At 59.0% G+C, this 21,101-nt stretch carries 25 protein-coding genes, 1 tRNA gene and 1 pseudogene; 14 read left to right on the forward strand and 13 right to left on the reverse strand.

Features of this window, described 5'->3' with window-relative positions:
- Window positions 1-23 precede the first annotated feature (23 nt).
- The 7 genes from J7394_RS15870 to dgcN all read right to left on the reverse strand — a co-directional run bounded on the left by J7394_RS15870 (window position 24) and on the right by dgcN (window position 6,327).
- The gene (locus tag J7394_RS15870; RefSeq protein ID WP_170377639.1) at window positions 24-668 is read right to left on the reverse strand and encodes an adenylate kinase; all 645 of its coding nucleotides are present in this window, start codon (window positions 666-668) and stop codon (window positions 24-26) included.
- A complete protein-coding gene (secY, locus tag J7394_RS15875; protein ID WP_170555668.1) occupies window positions 665-2,029 on the reverse strand; it encodes a preprotein translocase subunit SecY in 1,365 nt (454 codons plus the stop codon). The genes J7394_RS15870 and secY overlap by 4 nt, the downstream gene beginning before the upstream one ends.
- 109 nt (window positions 2,030-2,138) lie before the next feature.
- Window positions 2,139-2,612 (reverse strand): 50S ribosomal protein L15, encoded by a 474-nt coding sequence (gene rplO, locus J7394_RS15880; RefSeq protein WP_209254335.1) that lies wholly within the window; start codon window positions 2,610-2,612, stop codon window positions 2,139-2,141.
- A 206-nt stretch (window positions 2,613-2,818) separates the two neighbouring features.
- Window positions 2,819-3,034 carry a DUF1127 domain-containing protein gene (locus J7394_RS15885; protein WP_170472137.1) on the reverse strand — a complete coding sequence of 72 codons (216 nt, stop codon included), beginning with the start codon at window positions 3,032-3,034 and terminating at the stop codon, window positions 2,819-2,821.
- A 388-nt stretch (window positions 3,035-3,422) separates the two neighbouring features.
- Window positions 3,423-4,283 carry a D-amino-acid transaminase gene (locus tag J7394_RS15890; protein ID WP_209254336.1) on the reverse strand — a complete coding sequence of 287 codons (861 nt, stop codon included), beginning with the start codon at window positions 4,281-4,283 and terminating at the stop codon, window positions 3,423-3,425.
- 10 nt (window positions 4,284-4,293) lie between these two features.
- Window positions 4,294-5,259 (reverse strand): N-acetyl-D-Glu racemase DgcA, encoded by a 966-nt coding sequence (gene dgcA, locus J7394_RS15895; RefSeq protein WP_209254337.1) that lies wholly within the window; start codon window positions 5,257-5,259, stop codon window positions 4,294-4,296.
- A gap of 66 nt (window positions 5,260-5,325) precedes the next feature.
- Entirely contained in the window at window positions 5,326-6,327 is a 1,002-nt protein-coding gene (gene dgcN, locus J7394_RS15900; protein WP_209254338.1) for an N-acetyltransferase DgcN, read from the reverse strand.
- A gap of 296 nt (window positions 6,328-6,623) precedes the next feature.
- Between dgcN and J7394_RS15905 the strand changes: the two genes are divergently transcribed.
- Window positions 6,624-7,598, forward strand: coding sequence for an L-malyl-CoA/beta-methylmalyl-CoA lyase (locus J7394_RS15905; RefSeq protein WP_209254339.1), 975 nt, complete (start codon window positions 6,624-6,626; stop codon window positions 7,596-7,598).
- 42 nt (window positions 7,599-7,640) lie between these two features.
- Here the strand turns inward: J7394_RS15905 and J7394_RS15910 are convergent, their stop codons facing one another.
- Both J7394_RS15910 and J7394_RS15915 read right to left on the reverse strand, forming a co-directional pair.
- Window positions 7,641-8,219, reverse strand: a complete 579-nt coding sequence (locus tag J7394_RS15910) for a PA14 domain-containing protein (protein ID WP_209254341.1) — start codon at window positions 8,217-8,219, stop codon at window positions 7,641-7,643.
- A gap of 107 nt (window positions 8,220-8,326) precedes the next feature.
- Complete coding sequence (locus J7394_RS15915; RefSeq protein ID WP_209254343.1) at window positions 8,327-8,779, reverse strand: Lrp/AsnC family transcriptional regulator; 453 nt, start codon at window positions 8,777-8,779, stop codon at window positions 8,327-8,329.
- A gap of 73 nt (window positions 8,780-8,852) precedes the next feature.
- Between J7394_RS15915 and J7394_RS15920 the strand changes: the two genes are divergently transcribed.
- Window positions 8,853-9,449, forward strand: coding sequence for a LysE family translocator (locus J7394_RS15920; protein ID WP_209254345.1), 597 nt, complete (start codon window positions 8,853-8,855; stop codon window positions 9,447-9,449).
- On the opposite strand, the gene J7394_RS15925 is transcribed toward J7394_RS15920, so the two are convergent.
- The gene (locus J7394_RS15925; RefSeq protein ID WP_209254347.1) at window positions 9,450-10,283 is read right to left on the reverse strand and encodes a GyrI-like domain-containing protein; all 834 of its coding nucleotides are present in this window, start codon (window positions 10,281-10,283) and stop codon (window positions 9,450-9,452) included.
- Between the two features lie 123 nt (window positions 10,284-10,406).
- On the opposite strand from J7394_RS15925, the gene J7394_RS15930 reads away from it, so the two are divergent.
- Window positions 10,407-11,369: an acetyl-CoA carboxylase carboxyltransferase subunit alpha gene (locus J7394_RS15930; RefSeq protein WP_170639227.1), complete on the forward strand. Its 963-nt coding sequence runs from the start codon at window positions 10,407-10,409 to the stop codon at window positions 11,367-11,369.
- Window positions 11,370-11,373: 4 nt separating this feature from the next.
- On the opposite strand, the gene J7394_RS15935 is transcribed toward J7394_RS15930, so the two are convergent.
- The 3 genes from J7394_RS15935 to J7394_RS15945 all read right to left on the reverse strand — a co-directional run bounded on the left by J7394_RS15935 (window position 11,374) and on the right by J7394_RS15945 (window position 13,990).
- A complete protein-coding gene (locus tag J7394_RS15935; RefSeq protein WP_209254349.1) occupies window positions 11,374-12,504 on the reverse strand; it encodes a lytic murein transglycosylase in 1,131 nt (376 codons plus the stop codon).
- Window positions 12,505-12,616: 112 nt separating this feature from the next.
- Window positions 12,617-13,264 (reverse strand): GntR family transcriptional regulator, encoded by a 648-nt coding sequence (locus J7394_RS15940; protein WP_170766395.1) that lies wholly within the window; start codon window positions 13,262-13,264, stop codon window positions 12,617-12,619.
- A gap of 30 nt (window positions 13,265-13,294) precedes the next feature.
- A complete protein-coding gene (locus J7394_RS15945; protein ID WP_209254351.1) occupies window positions 13,295-13,990 on the reverse strand; it encodes a M48 family metallopeptidase in 696 nt (231 codons plus the stop codon).
- Between the two features lie 100 nt (window positions 13,991-14,090).
- Here J7394_RS15945 and J7394_RS15950 point away from each other — a divergent pair, with 100 nt between their 5' ends.
- From J7394_RS15950 to J7394_RS15995, 11 genes and pseudogenes are all read left to right on the forward strand, one after another.
- Window positions 14,091-14,417 carry a TIGR02300 family protein gene (locus J7394_RS15950; RefSeq protein WP_170640531.1) on the forward strand — a complete coding sequence of 109 codons (327 nt, stop codon included), beginning with the start codon at window positions 14,091-14,093 and terminating at the stop codon, window positions 14,415-14,417.
- A gap of 140 nt (window positions 14,418-14,557) precedes the next feature.
- Window positions 14,558-14,633 (forward strand) — tRNA-Ala (locus tag J7394_RS15955).
- A gap of 230 nt (window positions 14,634-14,863) precedes the next feature.
- Window positions 14,864-14,998: pseudogene (locus J7394_RS22900) on the forward strand (cytochrome c); the annotation flags it as partial.
- A 10-nt stretch (window positions 14,999-15,008) separates the two neighbouring features.
- Window positions 15,009-15,350, forward strand: a complete 342-nt coding sequence (locus J7394_RS15960) for a copper resistance CopC family protein (RefSeq protein ID WP_209254354.1) — start codon at window positions 15,009-15,011, stop codon at window positions 15,348-15,350.
- Between the two features lie 2 nt (window positions 15,351-15,352).
- Window positions 15,353-16,219, forward strand: a complete 867-nt coding sequence (locus J7394_RS15965; protein ID WP_209254356.1) for a copper resistance D family protein — start codon at window positions 15,353-15,355, stop codon at window positions 16,217-16,219.
- An 11-nt stretch (window positions 16,220-16,230) separates the two neighbouring features.
- The gene (locus J7394_RS15970; protein WP_209254358.1) at window positions 16,231-16,665 is read left to right on the forward strand and encodes a c-type cytochrome; all 435 of its coding nucleotides are present in this window, start codon (window positions 16,231-16,233) and stop codon (window positions 16,663-16,665) included.
- Window positions 16,666-17,011: 346 nt separating this feature from the next.
- Window positions 17,012-17,698, forward strand: coding sequence for a haloacid dehalogenase type II (locus tag J7394_RS15975; protein ID WP_209254359.1), 687 nt, complete (start codon window positions 17,012-17,014; stop codon window positions 17,696-17,698).
- Entirely contained in the window at window positions 17,698-18,525 is an 828-nt protein-coding gene (locus J7394_RS15980) for an alpha/beta fold hydrolase (protein WP_209254360.1), read from the forward strand. The genes J7394_RS15975 and J7394_RS15980 overlap by 1 nt, the downstream gene beginning before the upstream one ends.
- Window positions 18,522-19,496, forward strand: a complete 975-nt coding sequence (locus J7394_RS15985; RefSeq protein WP_209254361.1) for a threonine/serine dehydratase — start codon at window positions 18,522-18,524, stop codon at window positions 19,494-19,496. The genes J7394_RS15980 and J7394_RS15985 overlap by 4 nt, the downstream gene beginning before the upstream one ends.
- A gap of 55 nt (window positions 19,497-19,551) precedes the next feature.
- Window positions 19,552-20,340 carry a 3-oxoadipate enol-lactonase gene (gene pcaD, locus J7394_RS15990; RefSeq protein ID WP_209254362.1) on the forward strand — a complete coding sequence of 263 codons (789 nt, stop codon included), beginning with the start codon at window positions 19,552-19,554 and terminating at the stop codon, window positions 20,338-20,340.
- A gap of 11 nt (window positions 20,341-20,351) precedes the next feature.
- Window positions 20,352-21,065, forward strand: a complete 714-nt coding sequence (locus J7394_RS15995; RefSeq protein ID WP_209254363.1) for an alpha/beta fold hydrolase — start codon at window positions 20,352-20,354, stop codon at window positions 21,063-21,065.
- Window positions 21,066-21,101: the final 36 nt, after the last annotated feature.

Genomic DNA, 21,101 nt, shown 5'->3' on the forward strand with positions numbered 1-21,101 from the left:
ACGCATTCAATTGTCAAGATGTGTTACCTTAGGGCAGCTTCGATTGCGCCCTGAACCTCTTCGATTTCGCCCAGTCCGTTGATCTTGGTCAGTTGACCCTTGGCATAATAGTAGCCGATCAGCGGCGAGGTTTTCTTGTAGTACTCCATCAAGCGGGTCTTGAGGCTTTCCTCATTGTCATCCGCGCGGCGCTTGAAGTCGTTCTCTTTGCCGCAATTGGAGCATTTGCCGTCCGCTGGAATTGGCTTGGTGATGTCGTTGTAGACCTCGCCACAGCCGCCACATGTCGAACGCGCGGTGATCCGTTCGACCAGAGCGGCGTCGTCGACTTCCATCTCGATCACGGCGTCCAGGCTGTTGCCGGTGCTGTCCAGCAACTCACCTAGCGCGTCGGCTTGGGCCAATGTGCGCGGGAAGCCGTCAAAGATGAAACCGCCCTCTGCGCCCGCGTCCAGCTTTTCACGGATCAGACCGATCACGATCTCATCGGTTACAAGCTGCCCTTTGGCCATAACCTCGGCCACACGGTTGCCCATCTCGGTGCCGCTATCCTTGGCCTCACGCAGCATGTCACCAGTGCTGAGCTGCACCATACCGCGTGTTTCGACCAGGTGACGCGCCTGGGTACCTTTACCGGCACCCGGGGGGCCAAGCAGAATGATATTCATCGACGAGCAGCTCCCTTTCTGCCGCGTTTCTTACCTTTGCCGCGCAGTTGGGACTTTTCGATAAGCCCTTCATATTGGTGCGCCAGCAGGTGGCTCTGAACCTGTTGGATCGTGTCCATGGTTACAGAGACGATAATCAGAACCGAGGTGCCGCCGAAGTAGAACGGGATGGCAAATTGGTTCCGAACGATTTCGGGCAGCAGACAGACCAGCGCAAGGTAGGCCGAACCCAGAACCAGAACGCGATTGACCACGTATTCCAGATACTCGGCGGTTTTCTTGCCGGGGCGGATGCCGGGCACAAAACCGTTCTGCTTTTTCAGGTTGTCGGCCACGTCATCCGGCTTGAAAGATACGTTGAACGTATAGAAATACGCGAAGAACACGATCATCGACGCGAAGAACAGCAGATAGAGCGGCTGTCCCGGGCCGAAGTTCGCCAGCAGCCACGACATGACCGGACCGTTGGCCGCACCCGACGAGAAGGTCGAAATCGTCACCGGCAGCAACAGCAGCGAGCTTGCAAAGATCGCAGGGATAACGCCCGACGGGTTGACCTTGACCGGCAGGTGGCTCGAGCCGCCTTCGTAAACCTTCATACCGGCCTGACGGCGCGGGTATTGAATGTGGATCTTGCGCAGGGCCCGTTCCATAAACACCACAAAGGTGATCACGACAATGACCATGAGGATTACACCAACGATCACAGCAGGGCTGATTGCACCCGAACGACCCGAGGCAAAGAACTGCGCCAGAGCGGCCGGAACCTCGGCGATGATGCCGACGAAGATGATCAGAGAGATCCCGTTACCGATACCACGCGCAGTGATCTGCTCACCCAGCCACATCAGGAACATGGTACCGCCGACCAGAGTGATCATGGTCGACATGCGGAAGAACAAGCCCGGATCTGTCGCCAGATCACCCGATTCCAGTGAAACAGCCAGACCATAAGCCTGCACGGTGGCCAGCGCCACAGTACCGAAACGGGTATATTGGTTGATCTTCTTGCGGCCCTGCTCGCCCTCCTTCTTGAGTTGCTCGAGCGCGGGAACCATGGATGTCAGCAGCTGCACGATGATCGAGGCCGAGATATAGGGCATGATGCCGAGGGCAAAGATACCCATTCGACCCAGCGCCCCGCCGGTGAACATCGAAACCATGCCGCCGATGCCTTGCCCCGCTTGCTCCATGAACTCACGCAGCGCTTGTCCGTCGATTCCCGGCACCGGAATGAAGGTGCCAAGGCGATAAACGATCAACAAACCCAGCGTGAACAGGATGCGGTTGCGCAGATCGGTGGCTTTGCCAAGGGCAGACCAGCTTGTGTTGGCTGCCATTTGTTCTGCTGCTGATACCATAAATCGGTCTCTCTTGTGAAAACACCGCCCAGAACCGTTTTCCGGCTCGGGCGGCGTCTGGGAAAACTTAGTGCTCTATGTAAGCGGGTCTTCGCCCGCTCACAAGCGCTTACTCTGCCGCAGCAGCTTTTGTGACCGTCAGTGAGCCGCCCGCTTTTTCAACTGCCTCAACGGCAGCTTTCGAAGCACCTGTCACTTCCAGGTTCAGTTTGGCGTTAACCTCGCCTTTGGCCAGAACGCGGATACCGTCCAGCTTGCGACGAACCAGACCCGAGGCAACCAGAGCATCCTCGGTGATCGCAGCCGATGCGTCCAGCTTGCCGGCGTCAACGAATTTCTGGATCAGACCCAGATTGATAACGGCGAATTCCTTGCGGTTCGGCTTGTTGAAGCCACGCTTGGGAAGACGCTGGTACAGCGGCATCTGGCCGCCTTCGTAGCCATTGATGGCCACACCCGAACGGGATTTCTGACCTTTGATACCACGGCCACCCATTTTACCTTTGCCGGAGCCGGGACCACGGCCAACGCGGGTCCGTTTCGGTGCAGCGCCTGGGTTATCGCGCAATTCGTTCAGTTTCATATCGCTTCTCCTAAGCCGGATGTGACCCCCGAAGCGTGATGGGCCAAACACGGCGTTTCTTGGTTTTGATTCTCGTGGACGCAATGCCACCGGGGCGCTCTACAGCTTTGTGGCCCGCGTTGCAAGTGGCGCGTGGATGCGTGGCCCGCCAAACGCAAAAGAGACGCCCAGAAGGACGCCTCTTCGCGTGTGAGTGGTGGGGGTGTTCAGGCGCAGTACGCGTGCTTGTGCGCAATATCAGCGATATCGCAGCGACGGACTCCGATATCGTCCAGCTCGCGATTGCTGAGCCGCTGCAGTTCGGAGTAGGTCCGCTGGTATTCGGCAGCCCGAGCCCGCGCAACTTTGATGCGTTCAATAAGTGCGGAAACGCGTGCGCCGAAATTGAAGGTCGAGGGGGTGAGTGTTGCAGTATGTGCCATTTTCTTTCCTTTCAGACCGAGGCGTATTCCCCGGCAAATTTTGTGTTCCTTTTGGATACAGCGAGCAGATAGGAAAGGGCCGCGTGGCCGACAACGCCAGTTACGGTCTAGCCGCTATGCAAGGCGGACATATCCAACACTGATTTGAAGGTGATCGGAGAAAACCCCCTGCATTGACCAGCTGACCTTGCTGACCATGCAATTTGCGCAGGCTTACATGACCGCTGGACACTTCATGCGCGCAGGATAGCTGCAGAATGGAGGAAAATCGCGGATCGGGTCAGAGCTCAGAGCAATTAAAACTCATGCAATGATTGGTTGGCCCGACCTACGGCCAACCAATGTGTATTATTCAGAGCCTTACCCAAAAGGCCCTGATCCAGCGCGCTTAAATGGCTGCCTTGCGGCTTTCGTCCAGATAGATCTCGCGCAGACGTTTGGCGATTGGGCCGGGGGTGCCATCGCCCAGCGCTACACCATCAATCTCCACCACCGGCATAACAAAGGCGCTGGCCGAGGTGGTAAAGGCCTCGTCCGCCTCTTTCGCTTCGTCGATGGTGAACAGACGTTCCTCGACCTCCATCTGCGCCTCGGCAGCCATGCGCAGAACTGCCTTGCGGGTGATACCGTGCAGGATCTCATTCGACAGCGGGCGGGTGACGATCTTGCCGTTCTTCACGAAATAGGCGTTGTTGCTGGTGCCCTCGGTGACATGACCGTCTTCGATCATCCACGCATCGTCACACCCGGCCGCCTTGGCCATCATCTTGCCCATCGACGGGTAGAGCAATTGCGTGGTCTTGATGTCGCGACGCCCCCAGCGGATATCCTCGATCGAGATGATCTTGGCGCCCTTTTGCGCCGCAGGGCTATCCGCCAGACCCGGCTTGTTCTGCGTGAACAGAACCAGCGTCGGCTTGGTTTCGGCAGAGGGGAACACAAAATCCCGGTCCCCATCGCTGCCGCGCGAGACCTGCAGATAGACCAAACCTTCGTCAATCTCGTTCACCTCGACCAGCTTGCGGTGGATCTCCAGCAGTTCATCCTTGGTGCAGGGCTCGGCCATCTGCAGCTCGTCCAATGAACGTTTCAGGCGCACCGCGTGGCCTTCAAAGTCGATCAGCTTGCCATCCAGAACGCTGGTCACCTCATAGACGGCATCTGCCATCAGGAAACCACGGTCAAAGATAGATACCTTGGCCTCGGCCTCAGGCAGGTATTCGCCATTCACGTAAACGGTGCGGGTCATGTCACTCTCCTCAGCCCCAGAGGTCCACGCTAGGCGGATGCACTCCGGCGTCGTCAAAAATCAGCGGGTTGGTGCGGTCTTCGGCCAACAGAAGCGGGCCGTCAAGGTCTGTCACCATCGCACCCTGCGCCAGCAATGTCGCAGGGGCCATGGCCAGAGAGCTGCCGACCATACAGCCGACCATGACTTTGTAGCCCTCAGCCAACGCCGCCTCACGCAGCAGCAAAGCCTCAGTCAGACCGCCGGTCTTGTCGAGCTTGATGTTCACCACATCATACTTGCCCTTTAGTTTGGGCAGGCTGGTCCGGTCATGGCAGGATTCGTCCGCGCAGACAGGCACCGGACGTTCCATGCCAATCAGCGCGTCATCCTCACCTGCGGGCAGCGGTTGTTCGACCAGTTCTACACCCAGCCGCACCAGATGAGGTGCCAGATTCGCATAGACCTCAGCCGACCAACCTTCGTTGGCATCGACAATGATCTTGGATTTCGGCGCGCCCGCGCGCACGGCCTCCAACCGGGGCATGTCGTCCGGGGTGCCCAGTTTGATCTTCAATAGCGGGCGATGCGCGTTTTCTGCTGCTTGCTTTTGCATCGCCTCGGGCGTCGCCAAAGACAGGGTATAGGCGGTGATTTCAGGCTCCGGAAGCGGCAAACCGGCCACGTCCCAAGCGCGCTTGCCCGCACGTTTGCACTCCAAATCCCAAAGAGCGCAGTCCACAGCGTTCCGCGCGGCCCCGGCGGGCAGCAACTCCATCAGCGATTGCCGCGTGAACTCGGCAGGCAGCGCCGCGATTTCAGCCTCGACCGACTCAAGCGTCTCATCATAACGCGCATAAGGCACGCATTCGCCCCAACCCTGATGGGCTCCATCCGAGAGTCGAACCGTCAGAACCTTTGCTTCGGTCCGCGACCCGCGCGAGATGGTAAACACCTGCGCCAGCCGAAACACATCACGAGAGACCTCAACCTGCACGCGCCTGCTCCTTCATCTTTTCAAAAATACGCCCGCCGGAGGCGATCCTCCGGCGGGTTTCTTTGATCACAGAGCGGACAGAGCATCCACCAGTTTTCCAGCACCAAAGCGGTAAGGGTCGGTAGTGGGCAGGCCCATCTCTTCCTCGACCTTGGCCAGATAGGCCTTGGCCTCGTCCTCGCTCAGGTGCTGAGTGTTGACCGAGATGCCGGCAACCTGACAGGCCGGATTACCAACCCGTGCCAGAGGCAGAGCCGTGTCGCGCAGCTGCTGCAGCGTCGGCAGCGAATACTCGGGCAGGCCGCGCATATGGGTCCGTGTCGGCTCATGGCACAGGATCAGCGCATCGGGCTGACCGCCATGGACCAGCGCCATGGTGACGCCCGAATAGGACACGTGATACAAAGAGCCCTGCCCCTCAATGTGATCCCAGTGATCATCGTCATTGTCAGGCGTCAAGTACTCGACCGCACCCGCCATGAAATCCGCAACAACCGCGTCGAGCGGAACACCTTGGCCGGTGATCAGAATACCGGTCTGACCGGTGGCGCGGAAAGTGGACTTCAAGCCGCGCTTGCGCATCTCGGCATCCATCGACATCGCCGTATACATCTTGCCCGCCGAGCAATCGGTGCCAACAGCCAGGCAACGCTTGCCGCTGCGTTTTTTGCCGTTTGCGATGGGGTATCCAACGGTCGGCACGCGCACATCGTGGAGGGTGCAGCCGTGGGTCTGGGCGGCCGCGACCAGATCGCCTTCGTCCCGCAAAAGGTTGTGCAGGCCCGACGCGATGTCATAGCCCATTTCGAGCGCCTCGATCAGAACGGTTTTCCAGGCCTCGCTGATCACGCCGCCGCGGTTGGCAACACCGATCACCAGCGTCTTTGCACCGGCCTCTTTGGCCTCGGCCAAAGTCATGTCGGTCATACCCAGATCGGCCTTGCAGCCCTCCATACGGTACTGGCCTACAGCGTTTTCCGGACGCCAATCACGGATGCCGATAGCAACTTTGGCGGCCAACTGGTCAGGCGCATCGCCCAAAAACAACAGATACGGTGTCTCGATCATTGCGTCGCACTCCTTTGATTCCGCGCCAAACTAAAGAACCACGTGAACGAGCGTTTCGCGAATTTTCACTACATACATCCCCTCACCGATATTTTTTCGCGCATTTTGACGCGTGATCGCAAAATTCTTCGAAGTTTTTAAACTGAACAATCTTTAAGCACTCGCAAACTGTACCTTGCACAAGAAATGCTGCGCACGCATTGCCGCATCTGCACAATGACCCTTGCGCCGCATTGCGCAATTTAATATCCCGAACGAGAACCAAAACGTAACTTCATTACTCTTGCGAGGTCCCGATGAGTTTCCGCATCCAACCCGCCGCTCCGGCGCGGCCAAACCGTTGCCAGTTGTTCGGCCCCGGCTCGAACACAAAGCTGTTCCCGAAAATGGCGGCCTCTGCTGCGGATGTGATCAATCTGGACCTTGAGGACTCGGTTGCACCCTCAGACAAGGACGTCGCCCGCGCCAATGTCATCGAGGCGCTGAACACTGTCGATTGGGGCAACAAATACATGTCCGTGCGGATCAACGGGTTGGATACGCCCTATTGGTACCGCGATGTGGTGGACCTACTGGAACAGGCCGGAGGCCGCCTAGACCAGATCATGATCCCCAAGGTCGGCTGCGCGGCGGATGTCTATGCCGTCGACGCTCTGGTCACCGCGATCGAGCGCGCCAAGGGCCGGAGCAAGCCGATCTCGTTCGAGGTGATCATCGAATCCGCGGCCGGTATTGCCCATGTCGAGGAAATTGCAGCCTCATCGCCCCGAATGCAAGCGATGAGCCTTGGTGCTGCAGACTTCGCGGCCTCCATGGGCATGCAAACCACCGGGATCGGCGGCACGCAAGAGAATTACTACATGCTGCGCGAAGGCGAGAAGCATTGGTCAGACCCGTGGCATTGGGCGCAAGCCGCCATCGTCGCCGCGTGCCGCACCCATGGCGTTCTGCCAGTCGATGGGCCGTTTGGGGACTTTAGCGACGATGAGGGCTATATCGCACAGGCCAAACGCTCGGCCACTTTGGGTATGGTCGGCAAATGGGCGATCCACCCTAAACAGATCGCGTTGGCCAATCAGGTTTTCACCCCGTCGGACGAGGCAGTCTCTGAGGCCCGCGAAATCCTGGCCGCGATGGAACAGGCCAAGGCCAATGGTGAAGGAGCCACTGTTTATAAAGGCCGCCTGGTCGACATCGCTTCGATCAAACAAGCCGAGGTCATCGTGGCGCAATCTGAACTGATCGCAGCGAACGGCAAAGCCAAAAAATGAAAGAGCGCCTATTAGGCGCTCTTTTTACTGCGGTTCCTGCTTTCAGCGGCCGAATGCGCTATCAGGTGTCCAAGTAAAGTCTTCGCCCTGCTTGCCCCATTTCATCATCAAACAAGAGGTGCCGAGCTTCTGAAAGTAGACGATGTGAAGTGGGTACCATCCGGCTTTTGGAACCTCGACTTCGGTTCTTTGGTTGGCCTCGCAACCCTGAATGCCCCTTACGTACCCGATTTGTTGCCCCCCAACAAATGCCTCAATCCCATCATTGGACCAGGTTTCAAGCTCATAAATGCCAGGGGAATCAAAGCGAATGTAGCCGTTTATGTCGGCCGCGACGTTGAAGGCTTCCGCAAAGGTCAGAACAGGTTCACCCTTGTTGGTGTCACGGTAGTCCAATCCAAGCAGAGGTGTCCCGGCCTCGGCCTTAGGCAGCAAGGATTTGGCGTGGCTCAAGTCGCGAATTTTGCGGCTATTTCCGTTCCAAGCGTATTTTACGTTTAGGCCGGATTGCACATTTCCAGGTTGCGGGTCAGCCGGTTCCAGCTTGAGCGGGGCCGCTCCGACGTGCCCAGCAAGAATGGTGAGCGCGGCCGCGATCAACCCAATTTGAAGTTGGTTCATGTTGGTCTCCCAGTAAACGCGCCCTTTTTGTTTTGGGCGTCTTTGATGACGACCCTAAGACCTGAGCTTTTACCCCGCAAGGGTGTGATGCCAGCGCGAGAGGAAAGCTAGGCCCGCAAATCCTTGGGCGACCCCATGACCACGTAAGACGTGATCGACGTGACATGAGGCAATGTTCCCAGCACATCGGTGTGAAAAATCTTGTACGAAGGAAGGTCCGCGCATTCCACGCGCAATAGATATTCGATCGTACCGGTGATATTGTGGCATTCAACCACCTCGGGCGCGCGCTGCAAGGCCCGTTCAAACCCTTCCTGAGCGGCTTTTGTATGCTCTCCCAGACCAACGCCGATATAGGCGACAAACCCCTTGCCCAGCGCGTTCGGGTCCAGCACGGCGCGGTATCCGGTGATGACCCCGGCCTTCTCCAACTCTTGTACGCGGCGCAAACAGGCCGAGGGGGACAGCCCGACACGATCCGCAAGCTCAAGGTTGCTGATGCGCCCATCTGTTGAGAGTTCGCGCAATATTTCGCGGTTTATTCGATCCATTTTAGTCATTAGTTGTCAAACTAGATCATTTGCGCACAATAACGCAATTTCATTTGTGCCATTTGCGGTAAACATCCCTCGCATGACCTACGATATCCTTCTGGCCCTGATCGCCTTTGCCTTCGTCTCGTCCATTACGCCGGGACCGAACAACCTGATGCTGATGGCATCTGGCGCCAATTTCGGCTTTCGGCGCACGATTCCGCATATGCTGGGAATCGGGCTTGGTTTTACCTTCATGGTGCTGCTGGTTGGCGCGGGTCTGGTGCAGGTGTTCAACCAATACCCGGTCAGCTACACGGTGCTGAAGGCGGCCTCGGTCGGGTATCTGTTGTATCTGGCATGGAAGATCGCGCATGCCGCACCGGCCGAGAAAGGCGCTGACGTGGGTACGCCGATGAGCTTTCTACAGGCCGCCGCCTTTCAATGGGTCAACCCAAAGGCCTGGGCGATGGCGCTGACCGCGACAACGGCCTATGCGCCGGGTCAAACGCTCAATGTCATCATCATCGTTGCGCTTGTGTTCGGAGCAGTCAACTTGCCCTCAGTCAGTACCTGGACGGTTCTGGGGCAACAAATGGCGCGGGTCCTTACGAATCCGCGCCGGTTGGTGGTGTTCAACTGGACAATGGCAGCCCTGCTCGTGGCCTCGCTCTATCCGGTATTGTGGCCGAGCTGATCACTTCAGCGGCAGGCAGATCTCGGTCAACAGATCTTCGGGCGCAGTGTCGCGCGGGTCGTTGAGGTAGATCTCATAGCAGGGTTGATCTGCTGGCTCTTCCCCTGACTCGGGCAGCCAATTTCCGAAAAGACTGTGGTAGGCGGCCTCTAGGCCAGAATAGGGCCCTTTGTAGGTTAACACCGCCGTCTTTCCCCCCGCGATCTGCACGTCTTCCATCCCATCGGGGGTGCCGCCCCCACGGAATTCGGCCCCGGCATAGCTGCGCAACTGATCCTCTGGCACCTCATCGGGGCTGTCAAAGTAGATACCAACTACAGGGCCAACTTGCGGCCAAAGCTGACGGGATTCGCACAGTGCGCCGAACGCTTCAAAGCTCTTGCCAATTTCGGAATATGCGCCTTTGTGCGGCAAGGCGATCACGCGGCGGGCGGGTTCGGTTCGGGTGGTCACGGCATGCATCGGATATCCTCCGGTTTTGAAGTTTGGATGTGCTGGCAGAAACTGACCGGCTTTGCGAAAGGCCGCGGGGCTGCTGCCATAGGCCTCGGTAAAGGCCCGGATGAAAGAGTTCGGGTTGGGGTAGCCAACGGAATGCGCAACCTGCGAAACCGAGCTGTCTGACCTGACCAGTTGGACCGCCGCACGGTGCAACCTGATCCGACGCACTGCCTGGGCACAGGTCTCACCTGTCAAAGCGCGGAACACGCGGTGCCAGTGGAACCGCGACATCGCGGCGACATCGGCCAGCGCATCCAGCGACAGATCCCCATCGGGGTGATCGTGGATATAGGTCAACACCCGCAGGATGCGGTCCTCGTAACTGGTTGCCATCTGGCATCCCTTCCTTCTCTCTGCCCAATCGTGGTCGCATAATCGCCTCTCACAAATCTTGCTGAGTTGCATCCCAAGCGACCACGCGTCATATAGCAGGGAACTTCCGCGTTGAGAGGCGTCATGACCCAGTATCTGGATTTCGAAAAACCGCTGGCCGAGATCGAAGGCAAAGCAGAAGAGCTGCGCGCCCTAGCCCGCGCCAATGAAGAGATGGATGTGGCCGAAGAAGCCTCAGCTCTGGATGCCAAGGCCGCCAAGCTGCTGGATGAGCTCTATGCCGATCTGACCCCCTGGCGGAAATGTCAGGTCGCACGTCACCCCGAGCGCCCCCATTGTCAGGATTATGTCAAAGAGCTTTTTACCGAGTTCACGCCGCTGGCCGGAGATCGCAACTTTGCCGACGATCTGGCTGTGATCGGCGGGTTGGCCCGGTTCAACGATCAGCCGGTGATGGTGATCGGGCATGAGAAAGGTTCAGATACCAAGTCGCGGATCGAGCGGAATTTCGGCATGGCCCGCCCCGAAGGATACCGCAAAGCCGTCCGCCTGATGGAGATGGCCGGGCGGTTTGGTCTGCCGGTCGTGACCCTGATTGACACCGCCGGGGCCTATCCCGGCAAGGGCGCGGAAGAACGCGGTCAATCCGAAGCGATTGCCCGGTCGACCGAGATGTGCCTTAAAATTGGAGTGCCTCTGGTTTCGGTCATCATCGGCGAAGGTGGCTCTGGCGGGGCTGTGGCCTTTGCCACCGCGAACCGCGTCGCGATGCTGGAGCATTCGGTCTATTCGGTGATTTCTCCCGAAGGCTGCGCCTCGATCCTGTGGAAAGACGCCGAGAAGATGCGCGAGGCCGCCGAGGCGCTGCGGCTGACCGCGCAGGACCTGTACAAGCTGGGCGTCTGCGATCGCATCATCACCGAGCCCAAAGGCGGGGCACATCGGGATCGTCCGGCCGCGATTGAGTCGGTCCGTGCCGCCATCGCCGCCATGCTGAAAGAATTGGACGGTAAGGATGCTGCGGCCCTGATCAAGGACCGCCGTCAAAAGTTCTTGGACATCGGCTCAAAAGGGCTGGCGGCGTAAACCGTCAGCTGCCCAACTGGCGCAACAGCTCAACCGAAGGCTTGCCGGTGACCGGCAGACCATTGGCGCGCTGGTAACCGCTGATAGCCGCTTCGGATTTCTTGCCAATCACCCCGTCCGCGCCTTCTGTATCGAACCCGGCCGAAGTCAGGCGGCGTTGCAACTCTTTGCGATCTTCCAGTGTGAGCCCTGTTTCATCCGGTCCGAACGACGCCTTGAACGGCGCGCCGCCGGCGATCCTGTCGGAAAGATGGCCCACGCCGATCGCGTAGCTGTCCGAGTTGTTATAGCGCTTGATAACGTTGAAATTGCGGAACACGGCGATCTTTGGGCCGGGAACCTGCGGCTGCAAGACCGCGACGGGCGTGCCGGAAACGGTGCCGACCTCTCCGCCCCAGGGCTGACCACGCACCCAACCGGCCCGAGACAGGTAGGCAGCGGTTGAGGCCAGCGAGTCCGACGGATCCTCGGACCAGATATCGCGTCGCCCATCACCGGTGAAATCGACCGCATAGGCCAGATACGAGGTCGGAATGAACTGCGTATGCCCCATCGCGCCCGCCCAGCTGCCGGTCATGTTGTCCGCCGAGGTGTCGCCCGCCTGAATGATCTGCAAGGCCGCGATCAGTTGCTTTTCGAAAAACGCACCGCGCCGCCCGTCATAGGCCAGGGTCGAGGTTGCCGAGATCACCGGCACATCACCGCGACGCGCGCCATAGCGGCTTTCCAGACCCCAAACGGCCACGACGACCTCTTTGTCGACGCCATATTGCGCCTCAATCTGCGACAGAACACCGTTATGGCGTTGCAGCATCTGTTTGCCGGTACTGATCCGCTCATCCGAGGCGGCGATGGCCAGATAATCCTCAAGCGAGCGTTTGAACTCGACCTGATTGCGGTCCCGTTCGATCACGCCGGGCAGATAGCCTGCCCCCTGAAAGGCGCGGTTCAACGTGGATTGTGAGATACCTTGCGAGGAAGCGCGGGATTTGAAACCTGCCACCCAGGCATCATAGCCCGCATTGGAAACAGGCTGCATTCTGGATGCAGGCGCGCGCGTCGGAGTGGTCGCATCACTGCACGCCGCCAAAAATGCCGCACCGAGGCCGAGTGAAAAACTGCGTCTATTGATCATGGCTGAAATCTGCTCTGGTTTGTGATTTGCCTTAGCGTAGCGCAGTCCGTGCGCGCAAACCAGAACGACAAGCCACGATTGGACTTGATCGAGACGCTCGGCGGTTGGTTGCTCAGCTCACCAGCAACCGCAAGCCCTGCGTCACATCTGACCGGACCGCGAGGCGCAGGCCCGGCTCGTCCCCCGCTTTCAGCGCAGCGATGATCAGTTTGTGGTAATGCGGCGGTTCTGTTCGCCGCAAACGGCCATAAAGCGCGCGCATGGTCGGGCCAAGTTGTAGCCAAACGGTTTCCGCCATGGCCAGCATCGCAGGCGCTTGCGCACGCAGGTAGAGCGTTCGGTGAAATTCCAGGTTCGTCCGGATATAGCCCACCGCGTCACGCTTGGTCACCATCTCGGCGACATTCATATTTATGCTCTGCAACCGGTCGATCAGCGCGATGTGCGCCCGGGGCAAAGCACGGCTGGCCAGCTCAACCTCCAACAGCGCCCTCAGGGCCGCCAGCTCTTCTATCCGGTCATTTGTCAGCTCAGGCGTCGAGACGCGCCCCGATGACGACAAAAATAAAGCCCCCTCAGCCGCCAACCGGCGCACCGCTTCGCGCGCAGGCGTCATCGAGACACCGAATTCCTTGCCGATTCCCCTGAGGGTCAAAGCCTCGCCCGGCGCAATCTCTCCGTGCAGAATGCGCGATCTCAGGGTGCGATAGACCCGATCATGCGTTGCAATGCTCGAGTCCGTGGGCCGTGTGGTTATCATGCCCTCATGTGATCACAAAATTCGGTGACGTCAACTCGCTGGCCCTTCAAATCGGAAACGATGCAACGCGGCTCCGTTGTCTCTCAGCCAGCGACGCGGGGCATCGTAGGGGCCGAATATACGCTCCACCTGCGCCCAGAAGGCCGGCGAGTGGTTCATCTCGGCCAGATGCGCCACCTCATGGGCAGCGACATAGTGCAGAACCTCTGGCGGGGCGAGAATCAAGCGCCATGAGAACATCAGCCCGCCGTGGGAACTGCACGACCCCCAACGCGACCGCGTGTCCCGCAGCGACAGGGTCGTGTAGGACCGGCCCAGAATTGCTGCGTAGTCATCACAGGCCCCGCTCAGGCGATCCCGCGCAAGTTCTTTGAGGAAACGGGCCAATCGACGCCCCTCAGCCCCTGCGGGGACGGCCACCGTGTCCGCGCCCAACTGAACGCGCCGACCGGTTGCCGGGACGATTCGGCGTTCAACGCCTTCGACCGGGATCAGACCACCGACGCGAACGTCTTCCCTCTCGGGCTGACCCGCCAGATGCTGGCGGATCCAGTCCTCCTTGCTGCGCGCGAAGTTCAACGCCTCGATCTCGGGCACGCCGTTTGGATAAGTCAGGGTAACCCGCCCGTCCAATTGGGAAATCCGCAGACTGATCCGCCGCGCCCGCGCGGATTTGCGCAGCGTCAGCGGCACTGGCGGCCTGCCCGGCAAAGCGTGTTCCCCCATATCCCGTCCTCTTCCGCGCAAAGGCTTTGACAGCACCCGCCGCCTGTGGCAGGTGAACTGAATCTTTTAGACGACTCACCTGATATCAAGGGGATTTGACATGCCCAAGGAAGAATGGGGCGTAAAGCGCGTTTGTCCGACCACCGGTAAGCGGTTTTATGACCTGAACAAAGACCCGATCGTCAGCCCCTACACGGGCGAGATCGTGGAACTTGAAACCGGCAAGAGCCGGATGATCGCCGCCGATGCCGAAGATGCGGCAACCAAGAAAGCGCGCGAAAACGCATCCGAGGATGATCTGGTTCTGGATGATGACGACAATGTCGACGTCGATCTGGATGACGATCTGCTGGATGATGACGACGACAGCAATGATGATGTTTCGCTGGACGACATCAAGGACATGTCGTCGGAAGACGAAAACTGATCCGATACGGGGGCGGCCAGTGGTCGCCCTTTTTCATTGTGCGGGGCGGTGCATAGTTTTTCGCAGATTTCAAATTTTGCTCTTGCACTCGTGCGCGCTGTCTCATAAACGTCCGCCCACTGCTTCGGCAGTACCCGGAAGGGGCCTTAGCTCAGTTGGGAGAGCGCTTGCATGGCATGCAAGAGGTCAGGGGTTCGACTCCCCTAGGCTCCACCAAAACCCAACAATACAACTAGATAGCAAGCATTAGAGCGGTGTGACACACAGGTGTGACACAAAATGAAGCTGCATGCGTATCTTTCACTGTCCAGACACGGCATCTACTACTTCCGTTGGCCTCTGCCCGACACAACCTCAAAACCCCGGACTAGACCAAGCACTACACGTAAGGCCCTTCGGGTGTCATTGCGTACGAGATGCCCAAAAGAGGCTGGTGCTCTGGCACGGCGGTTTCGCAAGGTGTAAGTAGCCACCATTGGCAGTTTGGCGACATGCCGCCCGTGGATGGTCTGACGCGAGGTGACGTTGCTATGGTGATCGCGTACATTCGTGAAATTCAACGCGCCAACGGGATAAATTGAGGACGGAACCATGAAAAAGATCGTAACGCTCGCACTCATGGCTGCTCTTCCCAGCGGCGCATTGGCGCATTCCAAGGTCGAAGAAACAACCCCTGCCGACGGCGCCACAATAACCACTGTACCCGCTGAAATTGGCCTCAACTTCTCTAAGGACATCCGGCTGACACGGATAGAGATGGCTCATGAAGAGCACTCGGCAGTAAGCCTCGACTTGGGGGACCAGACAAGTTTTGGTCAAGAGTTCACGATCCCACTGCCGAGCAATGGAACGGGCACCTATGTCATTGAATGGCGAGGCTTAGGTGAAGACGGCCATGCGATGCAGGGCGAGTTTTCCTTTTCCGTGGAGTGAGCATGCCTGACATTTGGGGTATTGCCGCAGTCTTTGCAAAGCTAGGGCTCTACATCGGCTTTGCGGGCTCCACCGGGCTTGTGATTGTTAGCTGCCTCTATTCCGGCATTGTCGCACCGGTACACCGAGTGATGCAGCGCCAAGCTAGGGCCTTAGCGTGCCTTGCTCTCGCCGCAACGGCAATTGGCTTCATGCTTCGCGGCGCCGCCTTGACAGGCGGAGTTGACGGCATGGTCGATCCAGAGATGCTTGGCCTACTTTGGCAGACATCCGTAGGTGACGTCCTTGTTTACCGCGTTATAGGCGCGGTGATGATCCTCGTGGGGCTTTCTTTTCCTCACTTTGGTCTATGGATCGCATTGTTGGGCGGCACGGTGGCTTTGTGGTCCTTTGCTCAGATCGGCCACGTGCCCGAACTAGAGAGTGTTGGTGTCCAACTCTTGCTCCTGTTGCACCTGCTATGTGTCGCCTTCTGGGTGGGCATCTTTAACCCGCTGCGGAGTATGGCCCTCATGCCTGAACACCTGACAGATGCTGCTGAACTAGGTCATAGGTTTGGGCGAACTGCCGCGTTGGTTGTACCGGCTTTGATCGGTGCTGGCCTATGGATGGCTTGGTTACTTATCGGCAATCTCCAAGGGCTCTTGTTCACCGGCTACGGGCAGGCACTGTTGTTTAAAGTGTTCCTTGTGGGGTTGTTGTTGACCCTCGGCGCAGCGAACAAGCTCCGATTTGTTCCGGCGATGCAAAATGGAGAGGCTAAAGCAGCGCGACACCTCGCCCGATCTATCGAGGTTGAGGCAATAGTCGTATTGGTGGTTTTGGCGACAACAGCCACACTCACGAGCGTACTAACGCTTCCGAGTTAAGGTAGGCAGAGATGAACAAACACCTTTGCGCACTCGCCATATGCAGTATCGGTACTAGCGTCGCTGCGGATCATGAGTTTATTGACAGAGACCTAACGAATGGGCAGGAACTCTACGCAGAGCACTGTGCCTCATGCCATGGAGTTAATCTGGAAGGCCAACCCAACTGGCAGACACCCGGTGATGACGGAGTGTTACCTGCACCACCACATGACGTGACGGGACACACATGGCACCATGATAACCAGCTACTGTTTGAATATACCAAACTGGGTGGGGCAGACGCCTTGGCAGCACGCGGCATCAAAGACTTCAACAGTGGCATGCCCGGCTTTGAAAGCACCATGACTGACGAGGACATATGGGACGTGCTGGCCTACATACGTTCCACTTGGCCCGACGATGTTCAGCAGATGCAGGCTAGCCGCAACCTGCCGCACCAGTAGTAAGCAGTAGTCCGGTGTAGGTTTTGGGAATGTGCAGTTCGACGTAGCAGGTTGCACCCTTCAAAGTGTGACACATATAGAAAAACACGACAAACCAAAACACCCCAATAGTTTTTATTATCAGAGCACTAGGTGCCTCGCGGCGCTTCCCCTAGGCTTCATCAAATTCCTTGCAATTTTGACATTGCTCCTTGGTAAGGCAAACGGTGGAAGTCTTGCTACGCTGAAACCACTGCAGTAGGCGCCGCTATGGACTATCCCTCGCCTGACAAGGGTTGTTGAACCTTGGCTCTTTCCTGCACCGCCCTCTTGTGCCACCTTGCGCCAGAAAAAGGGGAGAGAGCAGATGGCAATCACGACCTGTGTTTTTGACGCCTATGGCACATTGTTCGATGTGGCCGCTGCGGCACGTCAGGCTGCTGCCGAGCCCGGCTTTGAGGCGCTCCGCGATACATGGCCGGACCTGGCAAATCACTGGCGGCTCAAGCAATTGCAATACACATGGCTGCGCGCCGTTGCGGATGCTCATTGCGATTTCTGGGATGTCACGCAAGACGGGCTGGACTGGGCGCTCGAGGCGACGGGGCTGCACGGGGATGCCAAGCTGCGCCAACGGCTGCTGGATCTTTACTGGGAGCTACGCGCCTATCCCGAGGTGCCCCAGATGCTGCAGACGCTGAAACAAGGAGGGTTGCAAACGGCGATTCTGTCGAACGGGTCGCCTCCCATGTTGGATGGCGCGGTGCAGTCGGCCGGTATTGGCGATGTTTTGGACGATGTACTGTCGGTCGAAAGCGTCGGTATCTTCAAGCCCCACGCCAAGGTCTATGATCTGGTTCAAGACAGGTTCGGATGTGCCCGAGATGAGGTTCTGTTCGTCAGCTCCAACGGTTGGGACGCTGCAGGGGCCAGCGGTTACGGCTTTGTCACCGCATGGGTCAATCGCGCGGGCGAACCGATGGATCGACTACCGTGGAAACCAGCGCATGTTCTGTCAGACCTAACCTCGATCCCCGAACTGGCCGGGCTCTAATGGCTGAATTCACGACGTCCGACGGGATTCGGCTGCATTATGAGGAGAGTGGCGCAGGAATTCCGCTTCTGTGCTTGGCAGGGTTGACGCGCAACCGGCGCGATTTCTCGCTGCTTGCTCCGCATGTGGCCGATGCCCGCCTGATCACAATGGATGCGCGGGGGCGTGGGCAGTCGGAGCATGACCCGAACCACACGAACTACAACGTCCTGCGCGAAACTCAGGATGTTGTCGAACTGCTGGACCATTTGGCCCTTGAACGAGTGGTGGTTCTGGGCACGTCGCGCGGCGGGATGATTGCGATGACGCTCGCGACCATGCAACCGGAACGGCTGGCAGGCGTGATCCTGAATGACGTGGGTCCGGTGATCGAACCCTCAGGTATCGCCCGGATCATGGACTACGTGGGCGTAGCACCCGACTCAAAGACCTATAATGAAGCCGCCGCCGTACTGAAGGCGGTGATGGAGCCTCACTTCCCGAGCGTCCCGTTGGACATTTGGCGCATACAGGCCGAGAACCAGTATAGAGAGACGCCGGAGGGGCTGGCCTTGCGCTATGACCCGGCCCTGCGCACGGCCCTAGTGGAGCAGGCCGCAGCTGGCCCCGTGCCGGACTTATGGCCCTTTTTCGAGGCGCTACAGGGCATTCCAACGGGCGTTCTGCGCGGCGCAAACTCGGACATCCTCAGCCAGGAAACACTGAAACAGATGCAGGCCCACCACCCTGGCCTGATCACGGCTGAAATCCCGGATCGCGGCCATGCGCCCTTTCTGGACGAGCCGCAATCCCTCACCGTTATTCGCAAGATTCTGGACCAAGCATGAGTACAATCGACCTGATCGAAGCCGCCGCCCATCGGCTGAAAGGGCATGTTCGCGAGACGCCCCTTCTGACCTCACCCTTTCTGGACGAAATCGCCGGGCGGCGGGTGTGGGTCAAACCCGAATGCCTGCAACACACCGGCAGCTTCAAATTCCGCGGCGCATGGTCGGCCATCTCGGCGCTGAGCGAGGCGGAAAGACAACGCGGCGTGATCGCCTATTCCTCGGGCAATCATGCGCAGGGGGTGGCCTTGGCGGCGGCGAAGCACGGGATCTCCTCGGTCATCATCATGCCTTCGGACGCGCCGCAACTGAAGATCGACAACACGCGTGCCTTGGGCGGTGAAGTTGTTCTGTACGACCGAGCCAAGGAAAGCCGCGAAGAGATTGGCAATGCGCTGGCCTCAGAACGCGGCCTGACCCTGATCCGCCCCTTCGACGAACCCCAAGTCATCGCAGGACAAGGCACCGCCGGGCTCGAGATCGCGCGCCAAGCCAAAGCCGCAGGCGTGAGCAATGCCGACGTTCTGATCTGTTGCGGCGGCGGCGGGCTGACCTCGGGCATCGCCCTTGCGCTTGAGGCCCACGCCCCTGGCCTGCGGGCCCGCCCGTGCGAACCGGACGGGTTCGACGATGTCAAACGCTCGCTCGAAGAGGGGCAGATCCGAAGCAACCCTGCAACTGCAGGCAACATCTGCGACGCAATCCTGACCCCACAACCGGGTGACATTACCTTTCCGATCCTCAACCGCCTCTGCGGCCCCGGCCTATCCGTGACCGAGGATGAGGCGCTCCACGCCATGGCGCTGGCCTTTTTGCGCCTCAAGATCGTGCTGGAGCCGGGCGGTGCGGTGTCGCTGGCCTCGGCCCTGTTCCGAAAGGGTCAGATCGTAGGGGATGACGTGATCGTTGTCGCCTCGGGCGGAAATGTTGATCCCGGCATCTTTGCGCGTGCGTTGGAATTCCTGACCTGACACCCATATCGGGTTTGTGCAATCTGCACGCAAAGCCCGAGCAAGGAACCAAAGCATGACGATCGCTGATCTGGGTGGCGTTCAGCTAAACTACCGGATTGATGGCGCGCCAGACGGTGCGCCCATCGTGTTTGCAAACTCGCTGGGCACCAATCTGCACCTGTGGGACGATGTGCTGACACACCTGCCCGACGGGTTGCGGATCATTCGCTATGACAAGCGAGGGCACGGACTATCCTCGGTCCCGCCTGCGCCTTACGCCATGGGCGCGCTGATCCGCGATGCCGAGGCGCTGCTGGATCATCTCGAAATCCGGGATTGCGTCTTCGTCGGCTTGTCGATTGGTGGTATGATTGGCCAAGGGCTGGCGGTGAAACGGATGGATCAGGTCCGCGCGCTGGTCCTGTCGAACACCGCTGCCAAGATCGGGATGCCGAAAATCTGGCAGGATCGGATGGAGGCCGTCCGCAGCGGCGGGATCGAAGCGCTGGCCGATGCGACGATGGAGCGCTGGTTCTCGCGCGATTTCCGGGCCGCCAACCGGCACCTCGCATGGCGCGAGATGATGGTCAGCCAGCCGGCCGAAGGGTATCTGGGCTGTTGTGCCGCCATTGCAGGCACCGATTTTTACACGCCGACCAGCGGCCTGCGCCTGCCTACCCTTGGGATCGCGGGCAATGAGGACGGCTCGACCCCGCCTGATCTGGTTCGCGAAACGGTGGACCTGATCCCCGGCTCGCGGTTCGAATTGATGCGCCGGGTGGGCCACCTGCCCTGCGTCGAAAAACCCGCTGAATACGCTGCCCTGTTGCGGCAATTCCTGACCGAGATCGGTCACATCTGAAGGAGCGTCCCTTGGCCGAATTTCTGTTGGTCCATGGATCCTGTCACGGCGCCTGGTGCTGGCGCGACCTGATACCCGAGCTTGAAGCGTTCGGGCACATCGCTCGTGCCATCGACATGCCCAGCCACGGCTCGGACCCGACGCCGATCTGCGATGTCACGCTGGAAAGCTGCCGAGACGCCGTGCTCGCGGCCTCAACACCAGACGCGATTCTCGTCGGACATTCCTGGGGCGGCTACCCGATCAGCGCCGCAGCCGAGGCCGACCCGCACGCCATGCGCGCGCTGATCTATCTTTGCGCCTATGTCCCTCAGGACGGGTTGTCTCTGGTCGACATGCGCAAACGTGGGCCTGAGCAAACCATTGGTGATGCGGTCGACAAATCCGCCGATGGGCTGGCCTACACCGTGCATCCCGACCGCGTTCATGACCTGTTTTATCATGATTGTAAGCCTGAGATTCTGCCCTATGCCTTTGCCCGGCTCTGCCCGCAGGCCATCAAGCCGCAGGACACACCGCTTTCTATAGGGGATCACTTTGACCAGGTCCAAAAGGCCTATATCCGCACCACCGAAGACCACACTATCCCTCCGGCCTATCAGAAAGACATGAGCGAGCGAATTCCAGCACATCTGCGGCGGCATATCGACAGCTCCCACTCTCCGTTCTTCTCGCACCCGCGCCATCTGGCGCAGATACTGGATGAGCTGTCGGACAAGCTGTAACTGACTGACCAGACGTCATCCGGCTTGGCTACACTG

It is taken from the genome of Ruegeria sp. R13_0, from assembly GCF_017743995.1.
Classification (GTDB): Bacteria; Pseudomonadota; Alphaproteobacteria; order Rhodobacterales; family Rhodobacteraceae; genus Ruegeria.

Excerpts from the sequence above, each read along its gene's own strand:
- J7394_RS15870 (WP_170377639.1), bottom strand. The coding sequence starts at position 668 with ATGAATATCATTCTGCTTGGCCCCCCGGGTGCCGGTAAAGGTACCCAG.
- secY (WP_170555668.1), bottom strand. The coding sequence starts at position 2,029 with ATGGTATCAGCAGCAGAACAAATGGCAGCCAACACAAGCTGGTCTGCC.
- rplO (WP_209254335.1), bottom strand. The coding sequence starts at position 2,612 with ATGAAACTGAACGAATTGCGCGATAACCCAGGCGCTGCACCGAAACGG.
- J7394_RS15885 (WP_170472137.1), bottom strand. The coding sequence starts at position 3,034 with ATGGCACATACTGCAACACTCACCCCCTCGACCTTCAATTTCGGCGCA.
- J7394_RS15890 (WP_209254336.1), bottom strand. The coding sequence starts at position 4,283 with ATGACCCGCACCGTTTACGTGAATGGCGAATACCTGCCTGAGGCCGAG.
- dgcN (WP_209254338.1), bottom strand. The coding sequence starts at position 6,327 with ATGATCGAGACACCGTATCTGTTGTTTTTGGGCGATGCGCCTGACCAG.
- J7394_RS15905 (WP_209254339.1), top strand. The coding sequence starts at position 6,624 with ATGAGTTTCCGCATCCAACCCGCCGCTCCGGCGCGGCCAAACCGTTGC.
- J7394_RS15910 (WP_209254341.1), bottom strand. The coding sequence starts at position 8,219 with ATGAACCAACTTCAAATTGGGTTGATCGCGGCCGCGCTCACCATTCTT.
- J7394_RS15915 (WP_209254343.1), bottom strand. The coding sequence starts at position 8,779 with ATGACTAAAATGGATCGAATAAACCGCGAAATATTGCGCGAACTCTCA.
- J7394_RS15920 (WP_209254345.1), top strand. The coding sequence starts at position 8,853 with ATGACCTACGATATCCTTCTGGCCCTGATCGCCTTTGCCTTCGTCTCG.
- J7394_RS15925 (WP_209254347.1), bottom strand. The coding sequence starts at position 10,283 with ATGGCAACCAGTTACGAGGACCGCATCCTGCGGGTGTTGACCTATATC.
- J7394_RS15930 (WP_170639227.1), top strand. The coding sequence starts at position 10,407 with ATGACCCAGTATCTGGATTTCGAAAAACCGCTGGCCGAGATCGAAGGC.
- J7394_RS15935 (WP_209254349.1), bottom strand. The coding sequence starts at position 12,504 with ATGATCAATAGACGCAGTTTTTCACTCGGCCTCGGTGCGGCATTTTTG.
- J7394_RS15940 (WP_170766395.1), bottom strand. The coding sequence starts at position 13,264 with ATGATAACCACACGGCCCACGGACTCGAGCATTGCAACGCATGATCGG.
- J7394_RS15945 (WP_209254351.1), bottom strand. The coding sequence starts at position 13,990 with ATGGGGGAACACGCTTTGCCGGGCAGGCCGCCAGTGCCGCTGACGCTG.
- J7394_RS15950 (WP_170640531.1), top strand. The coding sequence starts at position 14,091 with ATGCCCAAGGAAGAATGGGGCGTAAAGCGCGTTTGTCCGACCACCGGT.
- J7394_RS15960 (WP_209254354.1), top strand. The coding sequence starts at position 15,009 with ATGAAAAAGATCGTAACGCTCGCACTCATGGCTGCTCTTCCCAGCGGC.
- J7394_RS15965 (WP_209254356.1), top strand. The coding sequence starts at position 15,353 with ATGCCTGACATTTGGGGTATTGCCGCAGTCTTTGCAAAGCTAGGGCTC.
- J7394_RS15970 (WP_209254358.1), top strand. The coding sequence starts at position 16,231 with ATGAACAAACACCTTTGCGCACTCGCCATATGCAGTATCGGTACTAGC.
- J7394_RS15975 (WP_209254359.1), top strand. The coding sequence starts at position 17,012 with ATGGCAATCACGACCTGTGTTTTTGACGCCTATGGCACATTGTTCGAT.
- J7394_RS15980 (WP_209254360.1), top strand. The coding sequence starts at position 17,698 with ATGGCTGAATTCACGACGTCCGACGGGATTCGGCTGCATTATGAGGAG.
- J7394_RS15985 (WP_209254361.1), top strand. The coding sequence starts at position 18,522 with ATGAGTACAATCGACCTGATCGAAGCCGCCGCCCATCGGCTGAAAGGG.
- pcaD (WP_209254362.1), top strand. The coding sequence starts at position 19,552 with ATGACGATCGCTGATCTGGGTGGCGTTCAGCTAAACTACCGGATTGAT.